A 22835-nucleotide genomic window follows, 5' to 3' on the forward strand; every position below is an offset into this window, starting at 1 on the left:
CGAGTCGGCGGAGCGGGTCCTTTGCCCGAGGTGTGAATATCAGGCCACTGAGCCGCCATCAAAAATAGTACTGCAACCCGACTCCATAGAGGTTGTCTTCATTCTCGGCGCTGTTCATCAGGTATTCGGCATACAACTTGGCCTTGGGCAGCAGATAGTATTCGGTGGCGAAAATCATCTTGTCTTCCCAGCGCTCACGGGCCGGTTCGTGCAGGCTGAGGCGATTGTAGCCAAGACCGAACGCAACCTGCTTGTAGCTGTACGACACCACCCCTTCCCAATAGTCGAAGCGAAAGCGGTCGATGCACTCGGGGCCTACCCAGCACACATCATCATAATTGGCCCGTCCCCGGGTCAAGGCCGCGTAAAAGCCGCCGGTCGTGCGATAACTGACACCGGCCGCCATATTGCGAATACCACCATTGGGTGCACCCAACTGCTTGTTCTCGACTGCCAGCACCACGCCCAGACCGTTATCGGCCTGGTAACCGGCGGAGGCGCCGTACTGGGCCTCGGTGCCGCTGTTGTTATCCTGTTTGTTGGCGTCATTAAAGGCATAGCCGGCACGCACATCCAGGCCGTCTTTTGCCCAGGTGACCTTAACCTGATCATCCAGGGCCGTATCCGTCATGTAGCCATGGCCGCCGAACAGGTTGAACACGTCGGTCATATCCCGTAACTGGTTAAAAGGGCTGTCGCTGCGCCCGGCCGTCAATTCCAGATCATCCCGGATGCGTACTCCCAACCAGGCCTCGTCTGAATAAATTTGATCCCCGTAACGGGAGTCATTGACCAGATCCCAGCTCATTTCACCAATCAGGACAAGATCCGCATTCAGCCGGCCGGCGCCGGACAGCCCCAGCGAAGCCAGGCTGTTACCGCCAAACGACTCGGCCCGGTAGCCCTGTTGGCTACTCTGCTGATAACCCAGGACACCGAATTCCTGTTGCAGCTTGCCGTGAAGTTCCAGCACCTGCCGGTGATCGTCGGTGCTCCAGGTCAACGCCATGGCCGAGCCGGAAAACAAGAGAAGGGGAAGTATTAGGCGCATCATCACTCACACCGGGTAAACATGAAAAAGGGTGCTGCAAACAGCACCCTCCTGGACCGTCATTTCAATACCGGTCGGGATTAACGGTAAAAGTTGTTCTTGTAGCTGTAGTCCTGACCGTTAACGTTCTTGTTGATGGTGACGCTGCCATCTTCGTTGACCTGCTTGTCTACGGTGTAGCTGTAGGTTTCGCCGTTGGCCTTGGTCACGGTCTTGGTGAAAGACACGGAGCCGTCTTCGGATACGGTCTTGTTCACTTCAACATCGGCGTAGTCGTTGCTGTAGCTGTTGTTGTAGGAGTAGTTGCCACCGAAACCGGCGTTGGCGGAAGCGGCGAGTACCAGAGCGGCTGCGGAAATAACCCATTTGGTTTTGTTCATCATTATCTTTTCCTTTTTAATTATTTATACGTGCTCGGCCTGGTGTCTTGTTAATGCACACCAGCCAGAGGGTTCGAGCCGGCGTTCGTTATTCACCGATGCCCTCGAACGAGATGAAGCCTACTCCCTCGAAATTATGGATACAATAAACTTAAATATTGTGCACAACATGTAAATTCGACCACAAACTGCGACACTCAGCCGCTCATGAGTCTCCAGACGATACCAGCTCGCTGTCGGCAGAATAAAAATCCTGACCCAAAAGACAGAAAAGTGAATTATGCTGGGACAGGAGCTGTCACCTGGTTCCATTCGATACATTTTTTAACTTTTTTAACCCGCTTTTCACGCTCTGCTCTCGCATAAGCAAATGAATACGCCGTTCCGTTCACCACGAAATGGGGATGGCGCCGACTGACCCAAGCCGTCGGCCTGTGCGATAATGGCGCTCTTTGTCATCACCGGGTTTGCCATGCGCCTCGATAAATTCATCTGCAAAAGTACCGAGCTGAGCCGGGTTCAGGCCAGAGCGGCCATTCATGCCGGCGAGATCAGGGTCAACGATGAGACCATCATCGAAGAGGCGACCCAGGTGCATGAAAACAACTGCATTACCCTTGGCGGGCAGCGGCTGGTGGCCCGGCCCTCGCGTTACCTGATGATGAACAAGCAGCCGGCCACCCTCAGCTCCAACGTGGACGGTGTGTATCCGTCGCTGTTTCATCGCTTGAATATCGAGCGGGCCGATGATTTACACATCGTCGGCCGGCTGGATGCCGACACCACCGGGCTGGTGCTGCTTACCGACGACGGCCGCTGGTCGTTCAATATCATTCGGCCACGGCAGCAATGTAAAAAAGTGTATCGGGTCGGCCTGCGAGACCCGCTGGCCGAGAATGTTGCCGAACGCTTTGCGCAGGGGCTGCTGTTGCAGGGTGAAAGTGCCCCGACCCTGCCGGCCGGGCTGGAAGTCGTTGGCCCCAGAGAAGTGCTGCTCACCATTACCGAAGGTCGGTTTCATCAGGTCAAGCGCATGTTTGCCGCCGTCGGCAACCGGGTGATCAGCCTGCACCGTGAGCAAATAGGTAGTTTGCGTCTGGATGTGGAATCGGGCCAGTGGCGTCATCTGACCTTTGATGAAGTACGCCGCCTTGACCCGGGCGCTGCCCAGCCATCAGAAGAGTAAGACCATGCTGTTTCCCGTTATCATGGCCGGCGGCCACGGCGCTCGCCTGTGGCCCTTGTCGCGCCAACAACATCCCAAGCAGTTTCTGCCGCTGGTGGATGAATCCCTGTCCATGCTGCAGGCCACCCTGATGCGGCTGGACGGGCTGAACACGGCGTCGCCGCTGCTGATTTGCAACGAGCAGCATCGTTTTCTGGCCGCCGAACAGGTGCGTCAACTGTCCGGCTTGCAGGCACAGATCATGCTGGAGCCGGTGGGCCGCAACACGGCGCCGGCCATTGCGCTGGCGGCGCTGTTCGCTGCCGAACAGCTTGTCGGTGAACAGACTTGCGAACAGGCAGAAGACGCCCTGTTGCTGGCCTTGCCCGCCGATCATGCCATGAGCGATGTGCCGGCGTTTCAGGCCGCCGTGCAAGCGGCCCTGCCGCTGGCCCGGGCCGGCAAGCTGGTCACCTTCGGCATTGCGCCCACTCGGGCGGAAACCGGTTATGGCTATCTGCACCGGGGTTCATCTATTGAGGGTACCGACGGCTTTGAGGTCGCGCAGTTTGTGGAAAAGCCGGATCAGGCGCGGGCCGAAGCTTATCTGGCCACCGGCGATTACGACTGGAACAGCGGCATCTTTCTGTTTTCGGCCACACGCTACCTGCAAGAGTTGGCGCGCTTTCAGCCCGAGGTGCTGGCTGCCTGCCGGGCGGCACTGGCGGGCAGCACGCGGGATCTCGACTTTATTCGGCTGGATGCCGAGGCCTTTGCCCGCTGTCCGGCTATTTCGGTGGACTATGGGGTGATGGAGCATACCGACGCCGCCGCCATGGTGCCGCTGAAGGCCGGTTGGAGCGATGTAGGCTCCTGGTCGGCGCTGGCCGAGCAGTTGGGGCAGGATGAACGGGGCAACACCCTTTGCGGCGACGTGCTGACCGAGCAGGTCGACCACTGTTTGATTCATGCCGACAGCCGCCTGGTCACCGCCCTGGGGGTCACGAATCTGGTGATAGTAGAAACCAAGGACGCCGTGCTGGTGGCCCACAAAGACAAGGAGCAGGACGTAAAGCGGCTGGTGGAGCAACTCGAGGCGCAAGGTCGCCGGGAGCACATCATTCACCGCGAATGCTATCGCCCCTGGGGCAAGTTCGATGCCATCGACAGCGGCAGCCGTTATCAGGTGAAGCGCATTACCGTGAATCCCGGCGCCCGCCTGTCGTTGCAGATGCATCATCACAGGGCCGAGCACTGGGTGGTGGTCAGCGGCACCGCCCGGGTTACTCAAGGTGAACAGGTCCGGCTGCTCAGCGAGAATCAGTCGGTTTATATTCCGCTGGGCCAGCGGCATGCGCTGGAAAATCCGGGCAGAATACCGCTGGAGCTGATAGAGGTGCAGTCCGGCACCTACCTGGGCGAAGACGACATAGTCCGCTTTGAAGACAGTTATGGCAGGGGTTGAGTGATTGTTAAGCAGGCTGCCAAAGAGCCCGCTCCGGCGTTGCCTATCTGTGTCGCCAGCAGACGGTTTAGGCGTTAAGAAGAGGCAACACAGCCGCCTCCCGCGACACGCTTCGAACACATCCATGTGACGCTCGGCAAATGCCATCTGACCGCCAGGGACGGTGGGAATGCCGGAACGGCAGGAGCATTTTCCGGCCCTGGTATTTCACGGTCGTGGGAGGCAATCTCTGTTGCCTCTTCTGATGCACCGAGCTGCCTACAGACAGCGCCAACAGGCGACTCTGCAGCATCAAGGAGGACCAAGGGATCTGCTCCGCCGACCATCACATGGCAAGGATGCCATGTGATGAGCGTCACATGGATGTGCTTGAGCGAGTCGGCGGAGCGGGCCCTTTGTCCGGGATCGGTATAAGTGACATTTCACTAAAACGGGTCGGAGGAGGCAACCCTGTTTCCTCTTTAGCTACAGCCAAGCAGAAATAACATCCGAACACCTAATAGGTGACGACAGGAAAACAATGACATGAAAAAAGTACTGGTGATTGGCTATGTCTGGCCCGAGCCTAATTCCTCCGCCGCCGGCAGCCACATGTTGTCTATTTTGCGGCTCTATAAACAGCAGGGCTGGCAGGTGGAATTCGCCACCCCGGCCCAGCGCACCGAGCACATGGTCGATCTGGCCGCCGAGGGTATATCCAGCCAAAGCATTGCGCTCAATTGCGACAGTTTCGATGCCTATATTGTCGAATACGCGCCGGATATCGTCATGTTCGATCGTTTCATGATGGAAGAGCAGTTCGGCTGGCGGGTAGAGAAAAACTGCCCTCAGGCGCTCAGAATACTGGATACCGAAGATCTGCAATGCCTGCGTCAGGCGCGCCATCAGGCCCATAAAGCCAATCGCGAGATGACCACCGCCGACCTGTTCAACGACATCGCCCGGCGGGAAATTGCCGCCATCTTGCGCAGCGACCTGTCGCTGATCATCTCGGACTTTGAAATGGCGCTGCTGCAGGACAGCTTCAAGGTAGACGGCCGCCTGCTGCATCACCTGCCCTTCATGGTCGATCTGGCACGGCTGCCGGCACACACCGCCGCGTATGCCAACCGCCGGCACTTCATGACCATCGGCAATTTTCGCCACGCCCCCAACTGGGATGCGGTGCTCTATTTACAGCAGATCTGGCCGCTGATCCGCAAGCAAGTGCCCGAGGCCGAACTGCACATCTACGGCTCCTATCCGCCGCCCAAGGCCACGGCGCTGCACAACCCCAAAACCGGGTTTCTGATCAAGGGCTGGGCGGATGATGCCTTTGTGGTGATGGAGCAGGCGCGCATCTGTCTGGCGCCGCTGCGCTTCGGCGCCGGCATCAAGGGCAAGCTGCTGGATGCCATGATGATGCAAACGCCGAGTGTCACCACCCCGATTGGCAGTGAAGGTATGCACGGATCTGCGCCCTGGCCGGGCATGATTGCCGATAATGCCGAGGCGTTCGCGGCGGCGGCGGTGGCGTTATATCAGGACGAAACCGCCTGGCAGCAGGCGCAGCAGCAGGGCACCGAGCTGCTGCACCGCCGTTATAACGGAGCAATACTGGGCGAGCGACTGATCGAACGCATCGACGCCACGGTTGTCGGTCTGGAAGAACATCGGTTACACAACTTCACCGGCAGCATGTTGCGTCATCACAGCATGATGAGCACCAAATACATGTCTCAGTGGATTGCCGCCAAGAACGCCAACCCGGCCGCAAGCTGAGCCGATTATCAATGAGCTGCCGCCATGCAGCGGCATGCTTTACCGTCTGGCTCGCATGGGCACCATGTCGTCGGCCATATTTCGCTCGGGTTGATTTGGACATGACGACCACTTCAACGGCAGTTCCGCCTGTGTGGCCAGCCGCCGTTCAAACTCGTCCACCGGCATGGGCCGGCCAAACAGGTAGCCCTGAAAATGCCGGCAGCCCATGTCCCGCAGCCGGTGGTACTGCTCCTCCGTCTCCACGCCTTCGGCAATCACCTCCAGCCGCAGGCTGTCGGCCAGGGCACAAATAGCCCGAATAATCGCCAGGCTGTGATCGCCCACCGTCATATCGCGCACGAAGGCCTGATCGATTTTCAATTGATCCAGCGGCAGCTTCTGCAGATAGGCAAGTGACGAGTAGCCGGTACCAAAGTCGTCGATGGAAAAACGAATGCCATGGTCCCGCAGCTTGTGCATGCGGGTGATGGCTTCCGGCATGTCGTCAAGCAACATGGTTTCGGTCAGCTCCAGTTTGAGCCGGTGCGGATCGGCACCACTCTGGGCCAGCAGCCGAAGCAGCTTTTCGACGAAATCGGGTTGGTACAGCAGTCGGGCGCTGAGGTTCACCGCCAGGCTGAGCGAGGCGGTGGCCGAATCTTGCCGCCACAATGCCAGCCGATGGCAGGCCTGATGCAGCATCTGCATATCAACCTGCTCGACCATGCCGGCCTGTTCGGCCACTTCGATAAAAACGCCCGGGCCGAGCAGACCACGTTGAGGATGCTGCCAGCGGGCCAGGGCTTCGGCACCAATAATGCGCCCGGTTTCATCCAGCTGCGGCTGCAGATAGGGAATAAACTCTTCGGCCTGCAGTCCACGGCGAATGTCTTCCTCCAGTAGCAGACGCGTACTGACCGCCTCCTGCATGGCGGGATCGAAAAAGCGAATGCCATGCTTGCCCGCCGCCTTGGCCTGGTGCATGGCCAGAGCGGCGCGCTGTATCAAATCACTGGCTATATTGGCGGTGTCATTGAACAAGGTCACCCCCATGCTGACATGACAGTGCAGGGTCAGCGCATCATTTAGCCGGTAGGGCTTATCCAGAATGGCCAGCAGCGCATTGGCGCATTGCTCGGCCTGGGTTGCGGCCTGATGTCGATTGTTCCCCAGGCTTTCAATCATCACCACAAATTCGTCGGCGCCGAGCCGCGACACCGTATCACTGGCCCGTGCCGCCCCGCTCAGGCGTTGGGCGACCAGGCACAACAACTGATCGCCCGTGTGGTGGTTATGCAAGTCGTTGATACTTTTGAAGCTGTCGATATTGAGAAACAACAGGGCGACATATTGGCCACTGCGGGCACCCGTTTCCATGGCGTGTTGCATGCGGTCGAGCAGCAGGCTGCGATTAGGCAGGCCGGTCAGTGCATCGAAGAAGGCGAGGTGCCGAATACGCGCCTCGGCGGCTTTGCGCTCGGTAATGTCGTCTATCGAGGCCACGTAGTGGGTGAGTTGCCCCTGGGGAGTGCGTACCGCGCTGATCGACAGCCATTCGGGGTATATCTCACCGTTCTTGCGCCGGTTCCAGATTTCGCCCTGCCAGCGATCCTCCTCCGTCAGTTGCCGCCACATCGCCTGATAAAAGGCCGCATCGTGTCGCCCGGAACTGAGCAAGCTGGTTTTTTTGCCGATGACCTCGTCCTGGCGGTAGCCGGTGATGGCACTGAATGCCCGATTGGCGCGCAGAATCCGGCTGTTCGCGTCGGTGATCAACAGCCCCTGCTGGGTTTCCAGGGCGGTGGCGGCAATGCGCAGCTCCTGCTCGTTGCGGACCCGCAGCTCGATATCTCTGAGCATCAACCCCAGCAAAACGCTGGTAACCGGCATCACCAGCAGCATCAGCACCCCGGCTTGCCATACCATGTGAGGGCCGGATATCAGATAAAACAGTAACAGCACCAGAGCATGAACGAGCAATCCGAGGAGCAAGAACGCCCAAACGCTTTTTTCACGCTTACCCCGCGCAAGCACGGCACGGCACGCCAATCCCAGCAGCACCGACATGACAATAACCGCCACCCCGCCCCCCATGCCCGCGCCCCCCATCCAGAAGCGATAGCCACCGGCGATCAGCCCCGCCACACCGGCAACCAGCGGGCCGCCAAACAGCGCGGCCATGCTCAAGACCACGCTGCGCCCATCGAACACCCATCCACTCACCGGCTCGACCGCTATCATCATTCCCATGACACAGATAACACCGAACAACAGGCCGGAAGCCCATTTTTCGGCATTGTCATGCCGGCCCCAGCAGCGGGTATTGAGCATCTGCAGCCAGCACAACGACAGCAGCAAGGCGGCATTTTCAACAAGGTGGGTAATCAAAAAAAGGGCCCCCTGGGTCCTGGATGGTATCGAGTGCAGAAGATAGCAATAATGCGAGGTCACGACCGCGCATGACAGCACACTTCCAGAAAGCCGTTATTGACCTGGATCAATCAAATAAAATTTCGTTTGAATCCTTATTTGACCATCTGGTGGCGATCACCCTTTCTTCCGGGGAATACCGGGCCCGACTCACCGCGTAATGCCTGCCGCAGATCCGCTTTCACCCCTAAAAACCGGCATTCTGGCGGATCAGAGCCGGGGCCGAACGCCTGTCAGCGTGAAAACCGGGCGTAAATGGGGTTGTGATCCGACACCGTAGGGGTGTTGATGGCGGTGGCAGAGTGCAGGGTCAGATCCCGGTAGAAAATAAAGTCCAGCGGCTGGCGCAGGTAACTCTTGATGTGCTGCGCGTCTTCCATGATCGCCTGCTTCAACCCCATGGCCCGGCAAAACTGGGCCAGATAAAGGCGCCGTGAACGGCTCCACACATTGAAGTCGCCGGCCACGATCAGCGGCCCCTGGTGCTGCAGCAAAGCCTGCCTGAGCATCGCAATTTCGTGATGAAAATGCCCGTGGCGCACGAAGTTGATGGCGTGAATGTTGGCCACCAGCAGGCTGTCGCCGCCACTCAGGGGATGATGAGTGAGGATCTGGCTTTTGTGGGTGGCGAAGCGCAGCTCACGGCGGTGACTGAGCAGGGTGGTGATGTCGTCGAAGGCGCACTGACCGGCGGTGAGCACCCCGAATAGATGCAGCGGAGTCTGAATGTTGGGCGACACCGCATAAGACCAGCCATCCAGCTGCAGCCGATGACTCAGCGCCAGCTTGGCCTCCTGCAACAGCAGCAACCGGGTCGGAAACCGCGCCAGCAACTGGGTCAGGCACAACTGAAATTCGGGGCTCAGGGTCAGCTTCTGGGCGTTCCAGCACATGATACCCAGCAGCTTGTCATCCAACGGCTGATGCTGATGAACCAGTTGATGCGGCGTGACGCGGGGGCGAAGCATAATCGAACATCCTGCCGTGACGGAAAAATGTCATTCCATCTTAGCAGAAGCGGCTGCCCTTCTTCCTTCTGCTTTATGCCGGAAATACACCACTTTTGGCCTATTTTTGGCCCAACTTCACTTTTTAGTGCTGTTTGTGTACAATTGGCGCGTTCATGCATTGAACAAAGTGAATTGATGAAACCTCCTGAATCCCGAACTTCCGAACGACGCCTCGTCGCCAGCCTCAGCGGCGGCTTTCTGCTCCTCTTCGTGGCACTCGCCCTCTTCGACCTGCAACAAATGACTCACTGGATCAATCTCAGCTTTGCCTGGGTGGTCGATCTGTTTGGTCCTCTGTGGCAGGTCTGGATGCTGGCCAACCTGGTCATCGCCCTGGTGCTGGGCTTCACCCGTTACGGCGATATTCGTCTGGGGGGCAATGTACGCCCCGACAGTTCGACCTTTCGCTGGCTGGCGGTGATCATGTGTACCCTGCTGGCCGGTGGCGGCGTCTTCTGGTCGGCGGCCGAACCCATGTATCACTATGTGACCACGCCGCCGATCTTCGCGGATAGCGAGTCCGGCGTGTCTGCGGTATCGGCGGCGCTGGCCCAGAGCTTCATGCACTGGGGCTTTCTGGCATGGGCCGCGCTCGGCACACTGTCGGCGGTGGTGGTGGTGTATGCCCATTATCACAAGGGGCTGGCCATGCGGCCGCGTACCCTGCTTTACCCGCTGATGGGCGAACGCATCGAAACCCACTGGCTGGGTACCCTGGCCGACGTGGTCTCCATTATCGCGGTGGCCGCAGGCACCATAGGCCCCATCGGCTTCCTGGCTACCCAGCTGGGCTTCAGCTTCGAAGCGCTGTTGGGCTGGGAAAATAATTACACCTTGCAGTTAGCCATACTGGGCGGCCTGGTCGCGATTTATACCCTGTCCGCCTCTACCGGCATCGAAAAAGGCATTCAGTGGCTGTCCAGCGCCAACGTGGTGCTGGCGGTGATATTACTGGCCGTCATACTGCTGGCTGGCCCCGGCAACTTCGTCGTCGACGCCTTCCTCAACGGCATGGGGGTGTATCTGCAGGACTTCATGCCGATGGCGCTGAACCGGCAGGATGATGCCTGGCTGGGTTGGTGGACCGTGTTCTTCTGGGGCTGGTTCATCGGTTACGGCCCCATGATGGCGCTGTTTATCGCCCGTATCTCCCGCGGCCGCACCCTGCGCGAGCTGGTGATGGCCGTCGCCATCATGGCCCCGCTGGTCACCAACTTCTGGTTTGCCAGCATCGGCGGTGCCGGCATCTTCTATGAGCAGGCTCTGTCTGGGGTGGTTTCCGGCCCGCTGCAGGACGGTGGCTTGCCGGCCGCGCTGCTGGCGGTCACCCAGCAACTGCCCCTGGCGGCGCTGATGGTGCCGGCCTTCCTGGTACTGACGGTGATCTTCGTGGCCACCACCGGTGATTCCATGGCCTATTCCATCGCCATGGCCATCAGCGGCGACCATACACCACGTACTCGGGATCGCATCTTCTGGGCCCTGACCATGGGGGTGGTGGCGGCCGTGCTGCTGCGAATGGGTGAAGGCGGCATCAATGCGCTGCAGTCTTTCATCGTGATCACCGCGGCTCCGGTATCGCTGCTGCTATTGCCGGTGCTATGGACCGGGCCCAAGATGGCTCACGCCATGGCCTACGAGCAGGGTATCGTTACCCACAAACTGCGCAGCGAAGAGCTGACCAAACCGGCGTCTTCATACCAAACAGATTAAATAACTGACCTATTTGGCTGTTCTGCAAAGGTCGGAGAAAGGGCCAGCTCCGCCGACACGCCGTGAATACCTCCATGTAGGCTCCGCCGCGCCATCCCTGGCGCGGAGGGTCGGCGGAGCAGATCCCTTTATCCTCCCTGATGCCAGGGAGTTGCCTGTTTGCGCCGTCTACAGACAGCTCGGTGCTCGAGAAGAGGCAACAGAGATCGACTGCCACGACCGTGAAATGCCATGGCCGGAAAATGCTCCTGCCGTTCCGGCATTCCCGCCATCCCTGGCGATCAGACGGCATTTCCCGAGCCCTCAGGGGGCGAGCTTGTCTCGCCGTGACGAGCGGTTGCAGTCTGACCGAACATCCAGTGAATGTTCGCAGTAGGCTGCAACGGTGAGTGTCATTTACCAGTGGCGTGTCGTGGGAGGCGGCTGTGTTGCCTCTGAGCTCCGTTCTAATTGGTATCAGTCGACGGGGTTCGGAGCTATTCGCGCCCCGTCGGCCAGCTCCGGCGGGGGATAGAGCACCAGTTGCTGCCCCTCGTTCAGCCCGGCCAGTATCTGCGCCTGCCGGCCGTTGTCGTGCCCGACTATGACCGGGGTCAGCCGGGCCCGGTTGCCTTGCACGACCAATACCGCCCATTGCTCCCCTTCCCGAAACAGGGCGCTGGACGGCGCCATCAGCGCATTATCGTCTTGCCACACAATAATCCGCACTTCCACCCGATAGCCGTGGCCCAGGCCGCGCCGGGCTGCGGGCTCACCATCGAAGCGGATCAGCACATTGACCCGCTGCTCTTCTACTCCCAGGGCGGAAAACTTGGTGAAACCGCGTGGCTCAATCCGTTCCACCACCCCGGCCAGTGCTTGCGGCCCGCCCCAGTGGTCGATCAACACCCGGTTGCCGGGCGCCACCCGCACCGCCTCGGCAGAAGGCAGTTCGACCAGCACCTCCAGATCCCGTTCGGGATCGCCAATCTCCATGATCGGCGTGCCGGCAGCTACCACGGTTTCGCTCTGCACCAGCCGCTGCAACACCCGCCCCGACACCGGCGCCAGCAGCGGAATACCGACCTCCCCGCTACCGGGTGTTCCCTGCCCCAGTTGTGCCCGGGCGGCGGCCAGCTCGGCCTGGCGCTGCACCACGGCGGCGTTGGCCGCTTTCAGCGTGGCGGTGGCCGCCTGGGCCGATTGCCGTGCCTGATCCCGCACCGAGGCGGATACATGTCCTTGCCGATACAGCCGCTGATTACGCACCCACTCGGCATCGGCCAGTTGACTGGCGGCCTCGACACGGTTCACGTCGGCCCGGGCGAACTGAAGTGCCGCCTCCGCCGCCTTTACCGCCGCCTGGGCCTGCTCGCGCGCGCGAGCATCCAGCAGTGAGACCAGTGCCGGCACCAGCCGGGCCAGCTCGGTTTCGCCCGCCGCCACCGCATCGCCCGCCTCCAGCGTCACCCGCAACAAGCGCCCGGCCACCGGGGCGCTGACCATATAGCGCTGGCGCACCCGGGTACGCGCCTCTTCATCGATGGTGACCATCATGCTGCCCCGCCGCACCAGGCCGGTGTCTACCGGAATAGACCGGGGCCAGAAGGCATAGCCGAACAAGCCCGCCAGTAACAGCGTAACGACGAGCAAGATTCCCTTGCGTGACTGTCTCGATGCCATCTCGTTATTCTCGAATGTTGAGGGCCGCCACCAGATCCAGCCGCTGAATATCGCGCTGCACCTCGATGCCGGACAGCAAGGCCGCCGCCAGCACCGCCAGTACCGCCTGACCATGGCTGGCGGGCACCAGTTCGACCGGCACCTGATACAGGTCGGTACTGAAGCCGGCCGCCACCGCCAGCGACAGCCCGTATCCCAGCAGGGAGCCCAACGGCAGCGCCAGCAGGGTAAGCAGCCCCAGCTCGCCCAGCAGCACAAAGCCTACCTCGGCTCGGGTCAACCCCAGGATCCGCAGGCCCGCCAGTTCCCGTGCCCGTTCGGCAAAGGCGATGCGCGCCCCGTTATAGACGATGCCGAAGGTAATGACGCCGGCAATGGCCGCCATCAGGTAGCGGGTGGCCCCGGCGCCGCTGTCCATCACCTTGCGAAAGGCTTCACGGCGCTCCTGTCGCAGGCTGACGCCCGCCACCACCGGCATCAGTTTCATCTTCTGGTACAGCTCGGTGCTACGGGTCGCGTCGATACGCAGATGGACGCCCGATACCCGCCCCGGCTCCCTCATTGCCCGGTTCAACGCATCCAATTGCATGAAGGCGGGGGCCCCCAGCAGGGTATCCGCCAGCCCCACCACCGGAATGTTCAGTACCGGGCGGCGCCCTTCGCGCACCTCGACGCGCAGCATCTCGCCCGGCACTATCGACAGCTTACCGGCCAGCGCCCGCGCCAGAATGATGCCCTCGGCACGCAGCATCAGGGGCTGACGTTGCCGATCCAGCGCCCGGTAAAGTTGAGGCTCGCTCACCAAGGCGGTAATGGCGCCGCGATAGTCATACCGGCCATGGCGCAGTATCACCGGCACCGACCGAAACGGCTCCAGCGCCAGCACACCGTCCAGCTGCCCCAGGGCGAACAGACTGCGGGATCCTCTGGGTTCGGTAAAGCTGACCGTCGCATCGCTGCGGTCGATGTGGTTGAAATTGAGCGCCAGCGCACGATCGAAACCGCTCATCACGCTCAGCATGGCCACCGGCAGCGCCATGCCCAGGCCGATGCCCAGCACCGTCAGCAACGCTCGCCCGGGCCGCCGCACCAGATTACGCAACACCATGCGGCTGGGTTGATCCAGCCAGCGGTTGAGCCGGGGGCCAAGACGCAGACCATGGCTGAAGTCCGGCGGTGCAGGGGGGCGCATGGCGGTGGCGGGCGCCAGTGCCAGCACCCGCCGTAACACCAGCAAGGCACCGGCGGTAGCGGCCAGCACGCTGATCGTGACTCCGATAATCAGGGCGGCCGGGTCGAGCCGAAACAGCAAATACGGGAATTTGTAATACAGCTGATAGAGGCCGCTCATGCTCCGTCCGGCCAACACACCCAACCCAACCCCCACCAAGGCGCCGCCCAGGGCGATCACCAGCACAAACTTCAGATAGTGGACCGCCACTTCGGACCCGGTATGACCGAAGGCCTTGAGCAGGCCTATTTGCTCGCGTTCCGCCTGCACCATGCGCGACAGCACCATGTACAGCAAAAAGGCGGCCACCCCCAGAAACACCGGCGGTACGGTACGGCTGGACACGCGCAGTCCGGCGATTTCCTCCTCGATAAAGCGGTTGGAGAGGTGATCGGCCAGGCCATAGGCACCCAGGGCACCATAGGGCGCCAGCAGCCGATCCAGGGCGGCAATCAGCTCAGCCTCGCGAGCGCCCCGGCTCCGGGTGATCAGTATCTCGTTGACGGCACCGTCCAGGTCGAAAGCCGCCGCCAGCACCGACTCCTGCATCCAGATCACCGCAAAGCGGCCATCGTCGGGTACCAGCTCGCCCGGGGCCGTGGTGTACAGAAACTCCGGCGCCTGCACCAGCCCCGCTATGGTCAGGCGCTGGCGCCCGCCGTTGATGGTTGCCGGCAGGGTATCGCCGGGTGCCAGCCCGCGCGCCCGGGCGAAGCCCTTCAGCAGCAGAATTTCGTCGCCCCGGGTCGGATCGGGCAGTCGCCCCGCCGATAACGCCAGCTGATTCAGCCGCACCGGCAACGACAACATGCGGGCACGTATCGGTGCCGCCACCCCCGGCAGATTGAGCAGGGCGCCGCCGTTGATGCGCCCTTCGGCCACCGCGACGCCATTCAGGGCCGCCACCTCGGCCAGCAGTCGACCCGGCGCCCGCTTGACCGGCACGAAGATGTCCGCCAGCCGGTAACGCTGATAATAACTGTGCCGGGTGTCACTCAGCGAATTGACCAGGCCGTCCATCATCACCAGCAGCATCACCCCCAGGGCGATCACCAGGCCGATGGCCAGCGCCTGCCCCTTTACTCGCCACAGATCCCGCGCCAACTTGCGATTCAGCATGCTTGTCATGGCGCTCCCCCTACCATTCGATGGCCTCGGCATCGAGCCGGTGGTCGTGCGTCACCACCTCGCGAATGCGGCCATCGGCAAAGTGGATCACCCTGTGAGCCATGGCGGCGGTGGCCGCCGCGTGGGTGACAATCAGTACCGTGGTATTCAGTTGCCGATTGACGTCCTGAAGCGCCCGCAGCACGCCACGGCCGGTGTGGCTGTCCAGCGCACCGGTCGGCTCGTCGCAGAACAGCACGGTGGGCCGTTTGGCAATGGCGCGGGCGATGGCCACCCGCTGCTGCTCGCCACCGGACAGCTGGGCAGGAAAATGATGGCCCCGTTCGGCCAGCCCCATCAACGCCAGCGCCTCGTCTGCCGCCATCGGCTCGGCGGCCAGCTCGGTCACCAGTTCCACGTTCTCACGGGCGGTGAGGCTGGGCATCAGGTTGTAGGACTGAAACACAAAGCCGACATGATGGCGTCGATAACGGGTCAATTGCGCCTCGTTCATGGCGCTCAATTCCCGGTCGAAAAACCACAACTGGCCGCCGCTGGCCCGATCCAGACCGCCCAGCAGATTGAGCAGGGTCGACTTGCCGCTGCCGGACGGCCCCAGCAGCACCACCAGCTCACCGGACGGAATCTCCAGGTTTACTCCGCGCAGTGCATGCACCACCGCCGCCCCCTCGCCATAGACCCGGGTGAGATCCCGAGTACGAAAGGCGGGCAGTCGAACATCCAGTGGTTCATTCATCGGGCTACTCGTGCATGGCGGCGGTGTAACAAAAGCCTAAGTGCTATCCCGTTACGTCGCCAGAAGGTGCCGCCAGAACGCGCTAAGCTTGAATGGTTCCCAACCGCCAATCCGGCGCCCCATCAACAACAGGAAACCAGTGCCATGCCTGCCTCACATACGCTGATTGCCATGGAAATGGGCATCGATACCCACCAGGAGCCGGTGGTGTTCATGCGCGCCGACTGCGAGGTGTGTCGGGCCGAAGGCTTCAACGCCAATACCCGTATCCAGATCGGCTTTGAAGACAACACCCTCATCGCCACCCTCAACGTGGTCACCGAAAAGGTGCTGCCGCCCGACCATATCGGCTTCTCTCACATCGCCTGGCAACGCATGGCGCTGAAGGGAGGGGAACGGGTGCAGATCAGTCATGCGCCCCTGCTCCATTCCATGAGCGCGGTACGCAAGAAAATATACGGTCATACCCTGTCATCCCGGGAAATTCACGACATAGTGGCGGACATTACCGCCCACCGTTATTCGGACATGCAGATTGCCAGCTTCATCACCGCCGGAGTCGACTGTCTCAACACCCAGGAAATCATCGCCCTCACCCAGGCCATGGTGGCCAGCGGCAAACGGCTGAGCTGGCCCGACACCCTGCAACTGGTCGACAAGCACTGCATCGGCGGCGTGCCCGGCAACAGAACCACGCCCATAGTGGTGGCCATTGCCAGCGCCGCCGGCCTGATCATGCCCAAGACCTCGTCCCGGGCCATCACCTCCCCTTCGGGTACCGCCGATACCATGGAAGTACTGACCCGGGTGCGCCTGAGCCTGGAGCAGATTCAGCAAACGGTGCGCCAGGTCAATGCCTGCCTGGCCTGGGGCGGTGCCGTCAACCTCAGCCCCGCCGACGACATGCTGATCCGCATCGAGCACGCGCTGGACATCGACGGTGTCGGCCAGCTGGTGGCCTCGGTGCTGTCCAAGAAGCTGGCCGCCGGCTCCACCCATGCGCTGATCGATATTCCGGTAGGGCCCACCGCCAAGGTACGCAGCCAGCACGAAGCCAAACATCTGGCCGGACTGTTCGACACCGTTGGCCAGGCGCTGGGACTCAAGATGCGTTGCCTGATCACCGACGGTGCCGAAGCCATCGGTTATGGCATAGGGCCGGCCCAGGAAGCGCAAGACATTCTTGCCGTGCTCAACAACGAGCCCCAGGCCCCCGCCGACCTGCGCGAGCGGGCCTTGTTTCTTGCCGCCAACCTGCTGAATCTGGCGGGCGGCGGCACCCTGGAGGTCGCTCAGGCTCGGGCGCAAGATCTGCTGGCCTCGGGTCAGGCCTGGGAACAGTTCAAGCGCATTTGCGAGGCCCAGGGCGGAATGAAGCAGATTCCACAGGCCGCCCACCAGCTCGAGCTGGGGGCCCGACACAGCGGCACCCTGCTGGCCATGGATAATCGCCGCCTGTCGCGTCTGGCCAAGCTGGCCGGCGCCCCCATATCTCCGGCCGCCGGTCTGCGCCTGCATATCAAGCTGGGACAGGCGCTGGCGCAGAAACAGCCCTTACTGACCCTGTATGCCGACAGCCGGGGCGAGCTGGACTATGCGGCGGCCTATTACGCCGACAATCACGATATGTTCATGATTGGAGAATCCTCATGACGCCCCTGCTCTTTTCTCTGGATGACCAGCATCCGCTGCGCGCTCCTCTGTGTCGGGAACTGCACGCCGCCCCCGGTCGGCTGGAACGGCGTCGCTTTCCGGATGGCGAAAGCTACCTGCGCATTCACGCCGAGGTAAAAGACCGCCCGGTGCTGGTGCTGGCAGAGCTGTCCCACCCCGACGACAAGTTCCTGCCTCTGAGCTTTTTGTGTGACACCCTGAAAGAGTTGGGCGCCAGCCAGATTGGCCTGATCGCCCCCTATCTCTGTTACATGCGCCAGGACTGTCGCTTTCATCCCGGTGAGGCGATAACGTCGCGCACCTTCGCCCGGCTGCTGTCGCAGCAGGTCGACTGGCTGGTCACTGTGGATCCGCACCTGCATCGTTATCACCGCCTGGACGAAATCTATACCGTGCCAAGCACCGTGGTGCAGGCCGCCCCCTTGCTGGCCGACTGGCTGGGAGAGCGGCAGGAGCCGCTGCTGCTGGTGGGGCCGGATGCCGAGAGCGAACAATGGGTGGCACAGATCGCCGCCCGAAGCGGTCACGATTATGTGGTGGGCAGCAAGGTGCGCAGTGGCGACCGCGAGGTGACAGTCCGGCTGCCTGACTTGTCCGCCTGGCACCAGCACACCGCCGTGATCATCGACGATGTGATCTCCAGCGGCCAGACGGTGCTGCGCTGCCTGCAGACATTGCGCGCCCAGGGCCTGAACAAGATCGACTGCGCCGCCATTCACGGCCTCTTTGCCGACCATATAGAGCAACAGCTGATCGAAAACGGGCTGCGCCGGCTGATCACCACCAACGCCATTGCCCATGCTTCCAACGCCATCGATTTGAGTCCCCTGTTGCTGGCGCCCATCCGGGAGCGACTGAGCGCCTCATAGCCGCTCATTCATTCATCAAGTGGTGCCAATTAGAACTCAGTTGTACACTCGATGGGCGAATGAGGGTGGCTTTCACAACCAACTCTGTTCTATCTTGTCTGCAGTTATTGCCCATTCACACTCTTCCTCATACAACTGGAGTACACGCATGTCCTGGACTTTAGAACAGCTGCATGGCCTGCTTTCCGGCCGCGAAGGCTGGCAATGCAAGCTCGAAGACGACTCCCTGTTGATCACCAATGCCGAGGGGCTGGAAGCCTATCTGGCAGTGGCCGGCGAACAAATCATCGTCGAAACCCTGCTGTTTCCCGCCACCCAGGTGACCGACAGCACCGCACTGAACGACACCATATTGCGTACCCATCAGCTGTTTCCGCTGACCACGGTTGCCATCAGCAAGATCAACGGTGACGACTATTACATCGCCTTCGGCTCGCTGGCTGCCGGCTCGAAGGAAGAAAGCGTGCAGATCGAAGTGGAAACCCTGTTCCGCAACACCGAAGCCTTTCTCGACCTGTATCAGGATCACCTGCAAGGAGTAACCGCATGAGCGTATGGAAAAAACTGGTGACCGCCATCAAGGGTGGCGCGACCGAAGCCGCCGAAGCCGTGGCTGACAGCCAGGCGCTGCGCATTCTGGAGCAGGAAATTCGCGAAGCCAAACAGGAGCTGCGCCGTTCCGATGAAGCCCTTACCGGCATCATGGCCAAGCGCAAGCTGGCCCAGCAGAAAGTGGATGCCATCGCGACCAGCATCAAGGAATACGAAGCCCACGCCCGCGCCGCCATGACCAAAGACAACAAGGAGCTGGCGCTGGAATGTGCCCAGCGGGTGGCCGAGCTGAAAGGCGAGCAAGACGGCGAGCAAAGCTACGTCGACCAGTTTTCCGCCTCCGAGCAGAGCCTGAAAAACAACATCAGCACCGCCAAGAGCCGGTTGCGCCAGCTGGAGCAACAGCTGGACGTGGTACAGGCCACCGAGAGCGTGCAAAAGGCCCAGTCGGCGGTGTCGTCCCGTCACAGCGGCGCCAACACCAAGATGAAAACCGCGGTGGAATCGCTGGATCGCATCAAGCAGAAGCAAACCCAGCGCCAGGCCGAACTGGACGTGGCCGCCGAGCGTGCCGCCAGCGAGAGCGGGGATGCCCTGGAGCAAAAGTTGAAGTCCGCCGGCATTACCGGTAGCCAGTCTGCCGGCGCCGAAGATGAACTGGCCCGAATTCTGGGTAAATAACATGTTCGACTGGCTGAAGAAGAAAATGCAGCCGCCGTCCGTTCAGGCCGAGCCGGCCCCGGAAATACTGGGGCTGCGGCTGGGCGGCGGCTTCGAGCTGGATGCACTCAAGCTGTCGCTGCTCGAGGGGCAGGTTACCTTCGAAGGCGCGGCCAGCACCCAGTTCATCCAGGCGGTGGGCCGCATCATCCTCGATGAAAGCCATCAACTGCTGCGCTTCTACACCGACGACGACGGCTTTATACAGGTCTTGCTGGACGGCGGCACCTCCGACGACTGCGTGGCCGAGGTCAAGCTCTGGTATTTTTACCAGACCCGTCCGGTAGACGGCGATGCCGCCTGGAACCGGCTGCTCGACCGTGAGCTGGTGCAGCCGGAGTGGGATCTGGATGGTCAGATCTTCACCAAGGCCTGGGATAACACCCGGCCGGTGGCCATGACCGAAACCACCTGGCTTCACGATGACAGCCGCAGCGAGACCGATCAGTTCGTGATGATCTACGAGCGGCCGCTGGCAGACACCGATGACGTGGAAGTGCTGATGGTGGCGGCGGAAGAAAAAATCCTGCATAACCGCGCCGAACACAGCCTGATACTCGGCACCGGGGTCGATCTCAGCCCCACCGACTTCAAATTTATCAGCTAGCGTGCAAGTAGCCAGGATGCCCGACAGGAGTCAGCTCCGAACACAGACACGCCGTAAACCCATCCATGGGGGCTCCGCCGCGCCATCCATGGCGCGGAGGGTCTGTTTATCGGATTCTGACTCCTGTCTCACACTCGATGCTGAATACTGAACCAAACGTAAGGAAAGCTATGGAAGCCTTAATTACCTCACTGTCGGGCCTCGGGCCCTTTTTGTTGTATTTCTCCCTGTCCATCCTGATGCTGCTGCTGTTCAAGTGGCTCTATGTGCTGGTCACCCCCTACGACGAATGGAAACTGATCAAGGAAGAGCAGAACCTGGCCGCCGCCATCGCGCTGGTCGGTGCCTTTGTCGGCTTCTCGCTGGCCGTGGCCAGCGCCGCCGCCAACTCGGTATCCTTGCTCGACTTTGCGGTCTGGGGCCTTATCGCTCTGGTGGCCCAGCTGCTGGCCTTTGCCCTGGTGCGACTGGTGTTTTTGCCCAAAATTGCCGCCCGCATCAACGACGGTCAGGTCTCGGCCGGTGCCGTGGTCGGTGGTCTGTCGGTCGCCGTGGGGCTGCTCAACGCCGCCTGCATCACCTACTGAGGAGGCCTTATGAAACGCTCCAAACGTCAGTTGCTGAGCCGCATGGCCGATCGCATCGGCAAACCGGTGGGTGCCGCCATTGCCGGCTCGGTGATGCTCAGTGCCTGCGGCCAGAACGAAACCGAAGTGCAGGTTTATCAATCGCAGGATGATTGTCGCAACAGCAACCCCGAACTGGCCGAACAATGCCGGGCCGCCTATCAGCAGGCGCTGGCCGAGTCGGCAGAAACAGCGCCCAAGTACGACAGCCGCAACGATTGTGAAGCCGACTTCGGCGGCGGCAGTTGCACCCCCTATCAATATCAGGGTAACAACTGGTTCATGCCGGCGATGGCGGGCTTCATGTTCGGCCGCCTGCTGGACGGCAACCGCTACTCTCATACTCCCGTTTATACCTCCCGCAACCCCTACTCGCCCTATTATGGCCAGTGGAGCACCGCCAACGGCTACCGACTGGGCAAGGCCGGCTACGGCAAGCGAATATCGGTCGGCAAAGAGGCGCTGGCGCCCAAGCCCAAGGTGACCCGCACCATTTCCCGTGGCGGCTTCGGCTCGACCGCCCAGGCCAAGAGCAGCTGGAAAAGCAGCAAAAGTACTAGCCGCTCCCGAGGCTGGGGCGGCTGATGCTGCGACTCAGCCACCGGGAACGCCCGCACTGGCGCACTCAGGCCGAACAGCTGGGGTTTGGTTTTCATACCATGTATGGCGAGCCCTACTGGGACGAAACCGCCTATTACCAGTTCACCCTGGCGCAGATAGAACGGGATATCGAAGATCCCACCGCCGAGCTGCACCAGATGTGCCTGGAAGTGGTAGACAAGGTGGTGCGTGACGAACAATGGCTACGGCGTTTTTGCATCCCCGAGGCCCAATGGCAGGGAATACATGACTCCTGGCAGCGGCGCGATCCCAGCCTCTATTCCCGGCTGGATCTGGCCTATAACGGCCGGGGACCCGCCAAGCTGCTCGAAAACAACGCCGACACCCCCACCAGCCTGTTTGAAACCGCCTTCTGGCAATGGCTGTGGCTGGAAGACAATGTGGATGCCGGCCGGCTGCGCCGGGACGCGGATCAGTTCAACCTGCTGCAGGAACGGCTGGTGGCCCGTTTTGCGAGCATGGCAGCCCGTTATCCGGGCCAGCGGCTGCATTTTTCCTGCTGCAAGGAATCGATCGAAGACAGGGGCACGGTGCAGTACCTGGAAGACTGTGCCCAGGAGGCGGGGCTGGACACCGCCTTCGTGCATATCGAAGACATCGGTCTGGGTGAAGGCGGCTGGCTGACCGATACCGACAGCCATACCATCGACTGGATGTTCAAGCTGTACCCCTGGGAGTTCATGTTCCGGGAACAGTATGCGGACCACCTGGTGACCAGCCGGGTCAACTGGCTGGAGCCGTTATGGAAGTCGGTGCTGTCCAACAAGGCGCTGCTGCCCCTGCTCTGGCAGCATTTTCCCGACCATCCCAACCTGTTGCCCGCTTATTTCGGCGACGACCCCAAACGCAGCGCGTTGCAGGAATATGTGCAAAAACCGCTGTTTTCCCGCGAAGGCGCCAACATCAGTGTGGTGCGTCACGGCAAGCTGGTTGCGGAAGTGGACGGCCCCTATGGCGAGGAAGGCTTTATCGTGCAGGCCTGGCATCCGCTGCCGAAATTCGGCGACAACCATGCCCTGATCGGTAGCTGGCTGGTGGACGATCAACCCGCCGGCATCGCGGTACGGGAAGATACCGGCCTCATCACCCAGGATCTGTCCCGCTATCTGCCCCACATCATTCTCGGTTAGGTGGCTAATACCAATCCCAGTAATGATCTGGTCATATAAGGCCTCAGCTCAGAGGCAACACAGCCGCCTCCCTCGACACGCCATAAACCCATCCATGGGGGCTCGGAAATGCCGTCCCTGGCATTTCACGATCGTGGGAGTCAATCTCTGTTGCCTCTTCTGGAACACCGAGTTGCCCGCAGGTGGCGCCTACAGGCAACGCCGGAGCTTCAAGGAGGACGAAGGGATCTGCTCAGCCGACCATCCGCGCCACGGATGGCGTGGCCGAGCCTCCAGGGAGGGATTCACGGCGAGTCGGGGAGCGGGCCCTTTGTTCGGCTTT

At 61.1% G+C, this 22835-nt stretch carries 19 protein-coding genes; 12 read left to right on the forward strand and 7 right to left on the reverse strand.

Annotation, left to right across the window (positions count from 1 at the left end; genetic code table 11):
• Positions 1-58: 58 nt before the first annotated feature.
• Both Q0753_RS02825 and Q0753_RS02830 read right to left on the reverse strand, forming a co-directional pair.
• Complete coding sequence (locus Q0753_RS02825; RefSeq protein WP_298716927.1) at positions 59-1009, reverse strand: porin; 951 nt, start codon at positions 1007-1009, stop codon at positions 59-61.
• Positions 1010-1131: 122 nt separating this feature from the next.
• Positions 1132-1434 (reverse strand): hypothetical protein, encoded by a 303-nt coding sequence (locus Q0753_RS02830; RefSeq protein ID WP_298716929.1) that lies wholly within the window; start codon positions 1432-1434, stop codon positions 1132-1134.
• Positions 1435-1873: 439 nt separating this feature from the next.
• On the opposite strand from Q0753_RS02830, the gene Q0753_RS02835 reads away from it, so the two are divergent.
• The 3 genes from Q0753_RS02835 to Q0753_RS02845 all read left to right on the forward strand — a co-directional run bounded on the left by Q0753_RS02835 (position 1874) and on the right by Q0753_RS02845 (position 5822).
• On the forward strand, positions 1874-2617 hold the full coding sequence (locus Q0753_RS02835; RefSeq protein ID WP_298716932.1) for a pseudouridine synthase: 744 nt from the start codon (positions 1874-1876) through the stop codon (positions 2615-2617).
• Between the two features lie 4 nt (positions 2618-2621).
• A complete protein-coding gene (locus Q0753_RS02840; protein WP_298716935.1) occupies positions 2622-4061 on the forward strand; it encodes a mannose-1-phosphate guanylyltransferase/mannose-6-phosphate isomerase in 1440 nt (479 codons plus the stop codon).
• A 525-nt stretch (positions 4062-4586) separates the two neighbouring features.
• Positions 4587-5822 carry a glycosyltransferase gene (locus Q0753_RS02845; RefSeq protein ID WP_298716938.1) on the forward strand — a complete coding sequence of 412 codons (1236 nt, stop codon included), beginning with the start codon at positions 4587-4589 and terminating at the stop codon, positions 5820-5822.
• A gap of 39 nt (positions 5823-5861) precedes the next feature.
• Here the strand turns inward: Q0753_RS02845 and Q0753_RS02850 are convergent, their stop codons facing one another.
• A complete protein-coding gene (locus tag Q0753_RS02850) occupies positions 5862-8192 on the reverse strand; it encodes an EAL domain-containing protein (RefSeq protein WP_298716941.1) in 2331 nt (776 codons plus the stop codon).
• Between the two features lie 275 nt (positions 8193-8467).
• Entirely contained in the window at positions 8468-9202 is a 735-nt protein-coding gene (locus Q0753_RS02855) for an endonuclease/exonuclease/phosphatase family protein (RefSeq protein WP_298716948.1), read from the reverse strand.
• 177 nt (positions 9203-9379) lie between these two features.
• Between Q0753_RS02855 and Q0753_RS02860 the strand changes: the two genes are divergently transcribed.
• Positions 9380-10957 (forward strand): BCCT family transporter, encoded by a 1578-nt coding sequence (locus Q0753_RS02860; RefSeq protein ID WP_298716951.1) that lies wholly within the window; start codon positions 9380-9382, stop codon positions 10955-10957.
• A gap of 456 nt (positions 10958-11413) precedes the next feature.
• Here Q0753_RS02860 and Q0753_RS02865 read toward each other — a convergent pair whose 3' ends face one another.
• Genes Q0753_RS02865 through Q0753_RS02875 form a run of 3 tightly spaced genes read right to left on the reverse strand, consistent with a single transcriptional unit; the run spans position 11414 to position 15714 of the window.
• Positions 11414-12619, reverse strand: coding sequence for an efflux RND transporter periplasmic adaptor subunit (locus Q0753_RS02865; protein ID WP_298716954.1), 1206 nt, complete (start codon positions 12617-12619; stop codon positions 11414-11416).
• Between the two features lie 4 nt (positions 12620-12623).
• Positions 12624-14978: an FtsX-like permease family protein gene (locus Q0753_RS02870; protein WP_298716957.1), complete on the reverse strand. Its 2355-nt coding sequence runs from the start codon at positions 14976-14978 to the stop codon at positions 12624-12626.
• Between the two features lie 10 nt (positions 14979-14988).
• On the reverse strand, positions 14989-15714 hold the full coding sequence (locus Q0753_RS02875; RefSeq protein ID WP_298716962.1) for an ABC transporter ATP-binding protein: 726 nt from the start codon (positions 15712-15714) through the stop codon (positions 14989-14991).
• Positions 15715-15858: 144 nt separating this feature from the next.
• Between Q0753_RS02875 and Q0753_RS02880 the strand changes: the two genes are divergently transcribed.
• The 8 genes from Q0753_RS02880 (at position 15859) to Q0753_RS02915 (ending at position 22513) form a co-directional block, all read left to right on the forward strand.
• Positions 15859-17367: a thymidine phosphorylase family protein gene (locus Q0753_RS02880; RefSeq protein WP_298716965.1), complete on the forward strand. Its 1509-nt coding sequence runs from the start codon at positions 15859-15861 to the stop codon at positions 17365-17367.
• On the forward strand, positions 17364-18257 hold the full coding sequence (locus Q0753_RS02885; protein ID WP_298716968.1) for a ribose-phosphate pyrophosphokinase: 894 nt from the start codon (positions 17364-17366) through the stop codon (positions 18255-18257). The genes Q0753_RS02880 and Q0753_RS02885 overlap by 4 nt, the downstream gene beginning before the upstream one ends.
• A 148-nt stretch (positions 18258-18405) precedes the next feature.
• Positions 18406-18807, forward strand: coding sequence for a DUF2170 family protein (locus Q0753_RS02890; protein ID WP_298716971.1), 402 nt, complete (start codon positions 18406-18408; stop codon positions 18805-18807).
• On the forward strand, positions 18804-19490 hold the full coding sequence (locus Q0753_RS02895; RefSeq protein WP_298716973.1) for a PspA/IM30 family protein: 687 nt from the start codon (positions 18804-18806) through the stop codon (positions 19488-19490). The genes Q0753_RS02890 and Q0753_RS02895 overlap by 4 nt, the downstream gene beginning before the upstream one ends.
• A complete protein-coding gene (locus tag Q0753_RS02900; RefSeq protein ID WP_298716977.1) occupies positions 19462-20136 on the forward strand; it encodes a YjfK family protein in 675 nt (224 codons plus the stop codon). The genes Q0753_RS02895 and Q0753_RS02900 overlap by 29 nt, the downstream gene beginning before the upstream one ends.
• Before the next feature lie 170 nt (positions 20137-20306).
• Positions 20307-20723: a DUF350 domain-containing protein gene (locus Q0753_RS02905; RefSeq protein ID WP_298716980.1), complete on the forward strand. Its 417-nt coding sequence runs from the start codon at positions 20307-20309 to the stop codon at positions 20721-20723.
• Positions 20724-20732: 9 nt separating this feature from the next.
• Positions 20733-21347: a DUF1190 domain-containing protein gene (locus tag Q0753_RS02910; RefSeq protein WP_298716983.1), complete on the forward strand. Its 615-nt coding sequence runs from the start codon at positions 20733-20735 to the stop codon at positions 21345-21347.
• Positions 21347-22513 (forward strand): glutathionylspermidine synthase family protein, encoded by a 1167-nt coding sequence (locus tag Q0753_RS02915; protein ID WP_298716986.1) that lies wholly within the window; start codon positions 21347-21349, stop codon positions 22511-22513. The genes Q0753_RS02910 and Q0753_RS02915 overlap by 1 nt, the downstream gene beginning before the upstream one ends.
• Positions 22514-22835 lie beyond the last annotated feature (322 nt).

It is taken from the genome of uncultured Oceanisphaera sp., from assembly GCF_947495715.1.
In the GTDB taxonomy this organism is placed as follows: Bacteria; Pseudomonadota; Gammaproteobacteria; order Enterobacterales; family Aeromonadaceae; genus Oceanimonas; species Oceanimonas sediminis.

What these genes read in the sequence shown, in the direction of transcription:
- Q0753_RS02825 (WP_298716927.1), bottom strand. Translation starts at nt 1,009, where the DNA reads ATGGCGTTGACCTGGAGCACCGACGATCACCGGCAGGTGCTGGAACTT.
- Q0753_RS02830 (WP_298716929.1), bottom strand. Translation starts at nt 1,434, where the DNA reads ATGATGAACAAAACCAAATGGGTTATTTCCGCAGCCGCTCTGGTACTC.
- Q0753_RS02835 (WP_298716932.1), top strand. Translation starts at nt 1,874, where the DNA reads ATGGCGCTCTTTGTCATCACCGGGTTTGCCATGCGCCTCGATAAATTC.
- Q0753_RS02840 (WP_298716935.1), top strand. Translation starts at nt 2,622, where the DNA reads ATGCTGTTTCCCGTTATCATGGCCGGCGGCCACGGCGCTCGCCTGTGG.
- Q0753_RS02845 (WP_298716938.1), top strand. Translation starts at nt 4,587, where the DNA reads ATGAAAAAAGTACTGGTGATTGGCTATGTCTGGCCCGAGCCTAATTCC.
- Q0753_RS02855 (WP_298716948.1), bottom strand. Translation starts at nt 9,202, where the DNA reads ATGCTTCGCCCCCGCGTCACGCCGCATCAACTGGTTCATCAGCATCAG.
- Q0753_RS02860 (WP_298716951.1), top strand. Translation starts at nt 9,380, where the DNA reads ATGAAACCTCCTGAATCCCGAACTTCCGAACGACGCCTCGTCGCCAGC.
- Q0753_RS02865 (WP_298716954.1), bottom strand. Translation starts at nt 12,619, where the DNA reads ATGGCATCGAGACAGTCACGCAAGGGAATCTTGCTCGTCGTTACGCTG.
- Q0753_RS02870 (WP_298716957.1), bottom strand. Translation starts at nt 14,978, where the DNA reads ATGACAAGCATGCTGAATCGCAAGTTGGCGCGGGATCTGTGGCGAGTA.
- Q0753_RS02875 (WP_298716962.1), bottom strand. Translation starts at nt 15,714, where the DNA reads ATGAATGAACCACTGGATGTTCGACTGCCCGCCTTTCGTACTCGGGAT.
- Q0753_RS02880 (WP_298716965.1), top strand. Translation starts at nt 15,859, where the DNA reads ATGCCTGCCTCACATACGCTGATTGCCATGGAAATGGGCATCGATACC.
- Q0753_RS02885 (WP_298716968.1), top strand. Translation starts at nt 17,364, where the DNA reads ATGACGCCCCTGCTCTTTTCTCTGGATGACCAGCATCCGCTGCGCGCT.
- Q0753_RS02890 (WP_298716971.1), top strand. Translation starts at nt 18,406, where the DNA reads ATGTCCTGGACTTTAGAACAGCTGCATGGCCTGCTTTCCGGCCGCGAA.
- Q0753_RS02895 (WP_298716973.1), top strand. Translation starts at nt 18,804, where the DNA reads ATGAGCGTATGGAAAAAACTGGTGACCGCCATCAAGGGTGGCGCGACC.
- Q0753_RS02900 (WP_298716977.1), top strand. Translation starts at nt 19,462, where the DNA reads ATGAACTGGCCCGAATTCTGGGTAAATAACATGTTCGACTGGCTGAAG.
- Q0753_RS02905 (WP_298716980.1), top strand. Translation starts at nt 20,307, where the DNA reads ATGGAAGCCTTAATTACCTCACTGTCGGGCCTCGGGCCCTTTTTGTTG.
- Q0753_RS02910 (WP_298716983.1), top strand. Translation starts at nt 20,733, where the DNA reads ATGAAACGCTCCAAACGTCAGTTGCTGAGCCGCATGGCCGATCGCATC.
- Q0753_RS02915 (WP_298716986.1), top strand. Translation starts at nt 21,347, where the DNA reads ATGCTGCGACTCAGCCACCGGGAACGCCCGCACTGGCGCACTCAGGCC.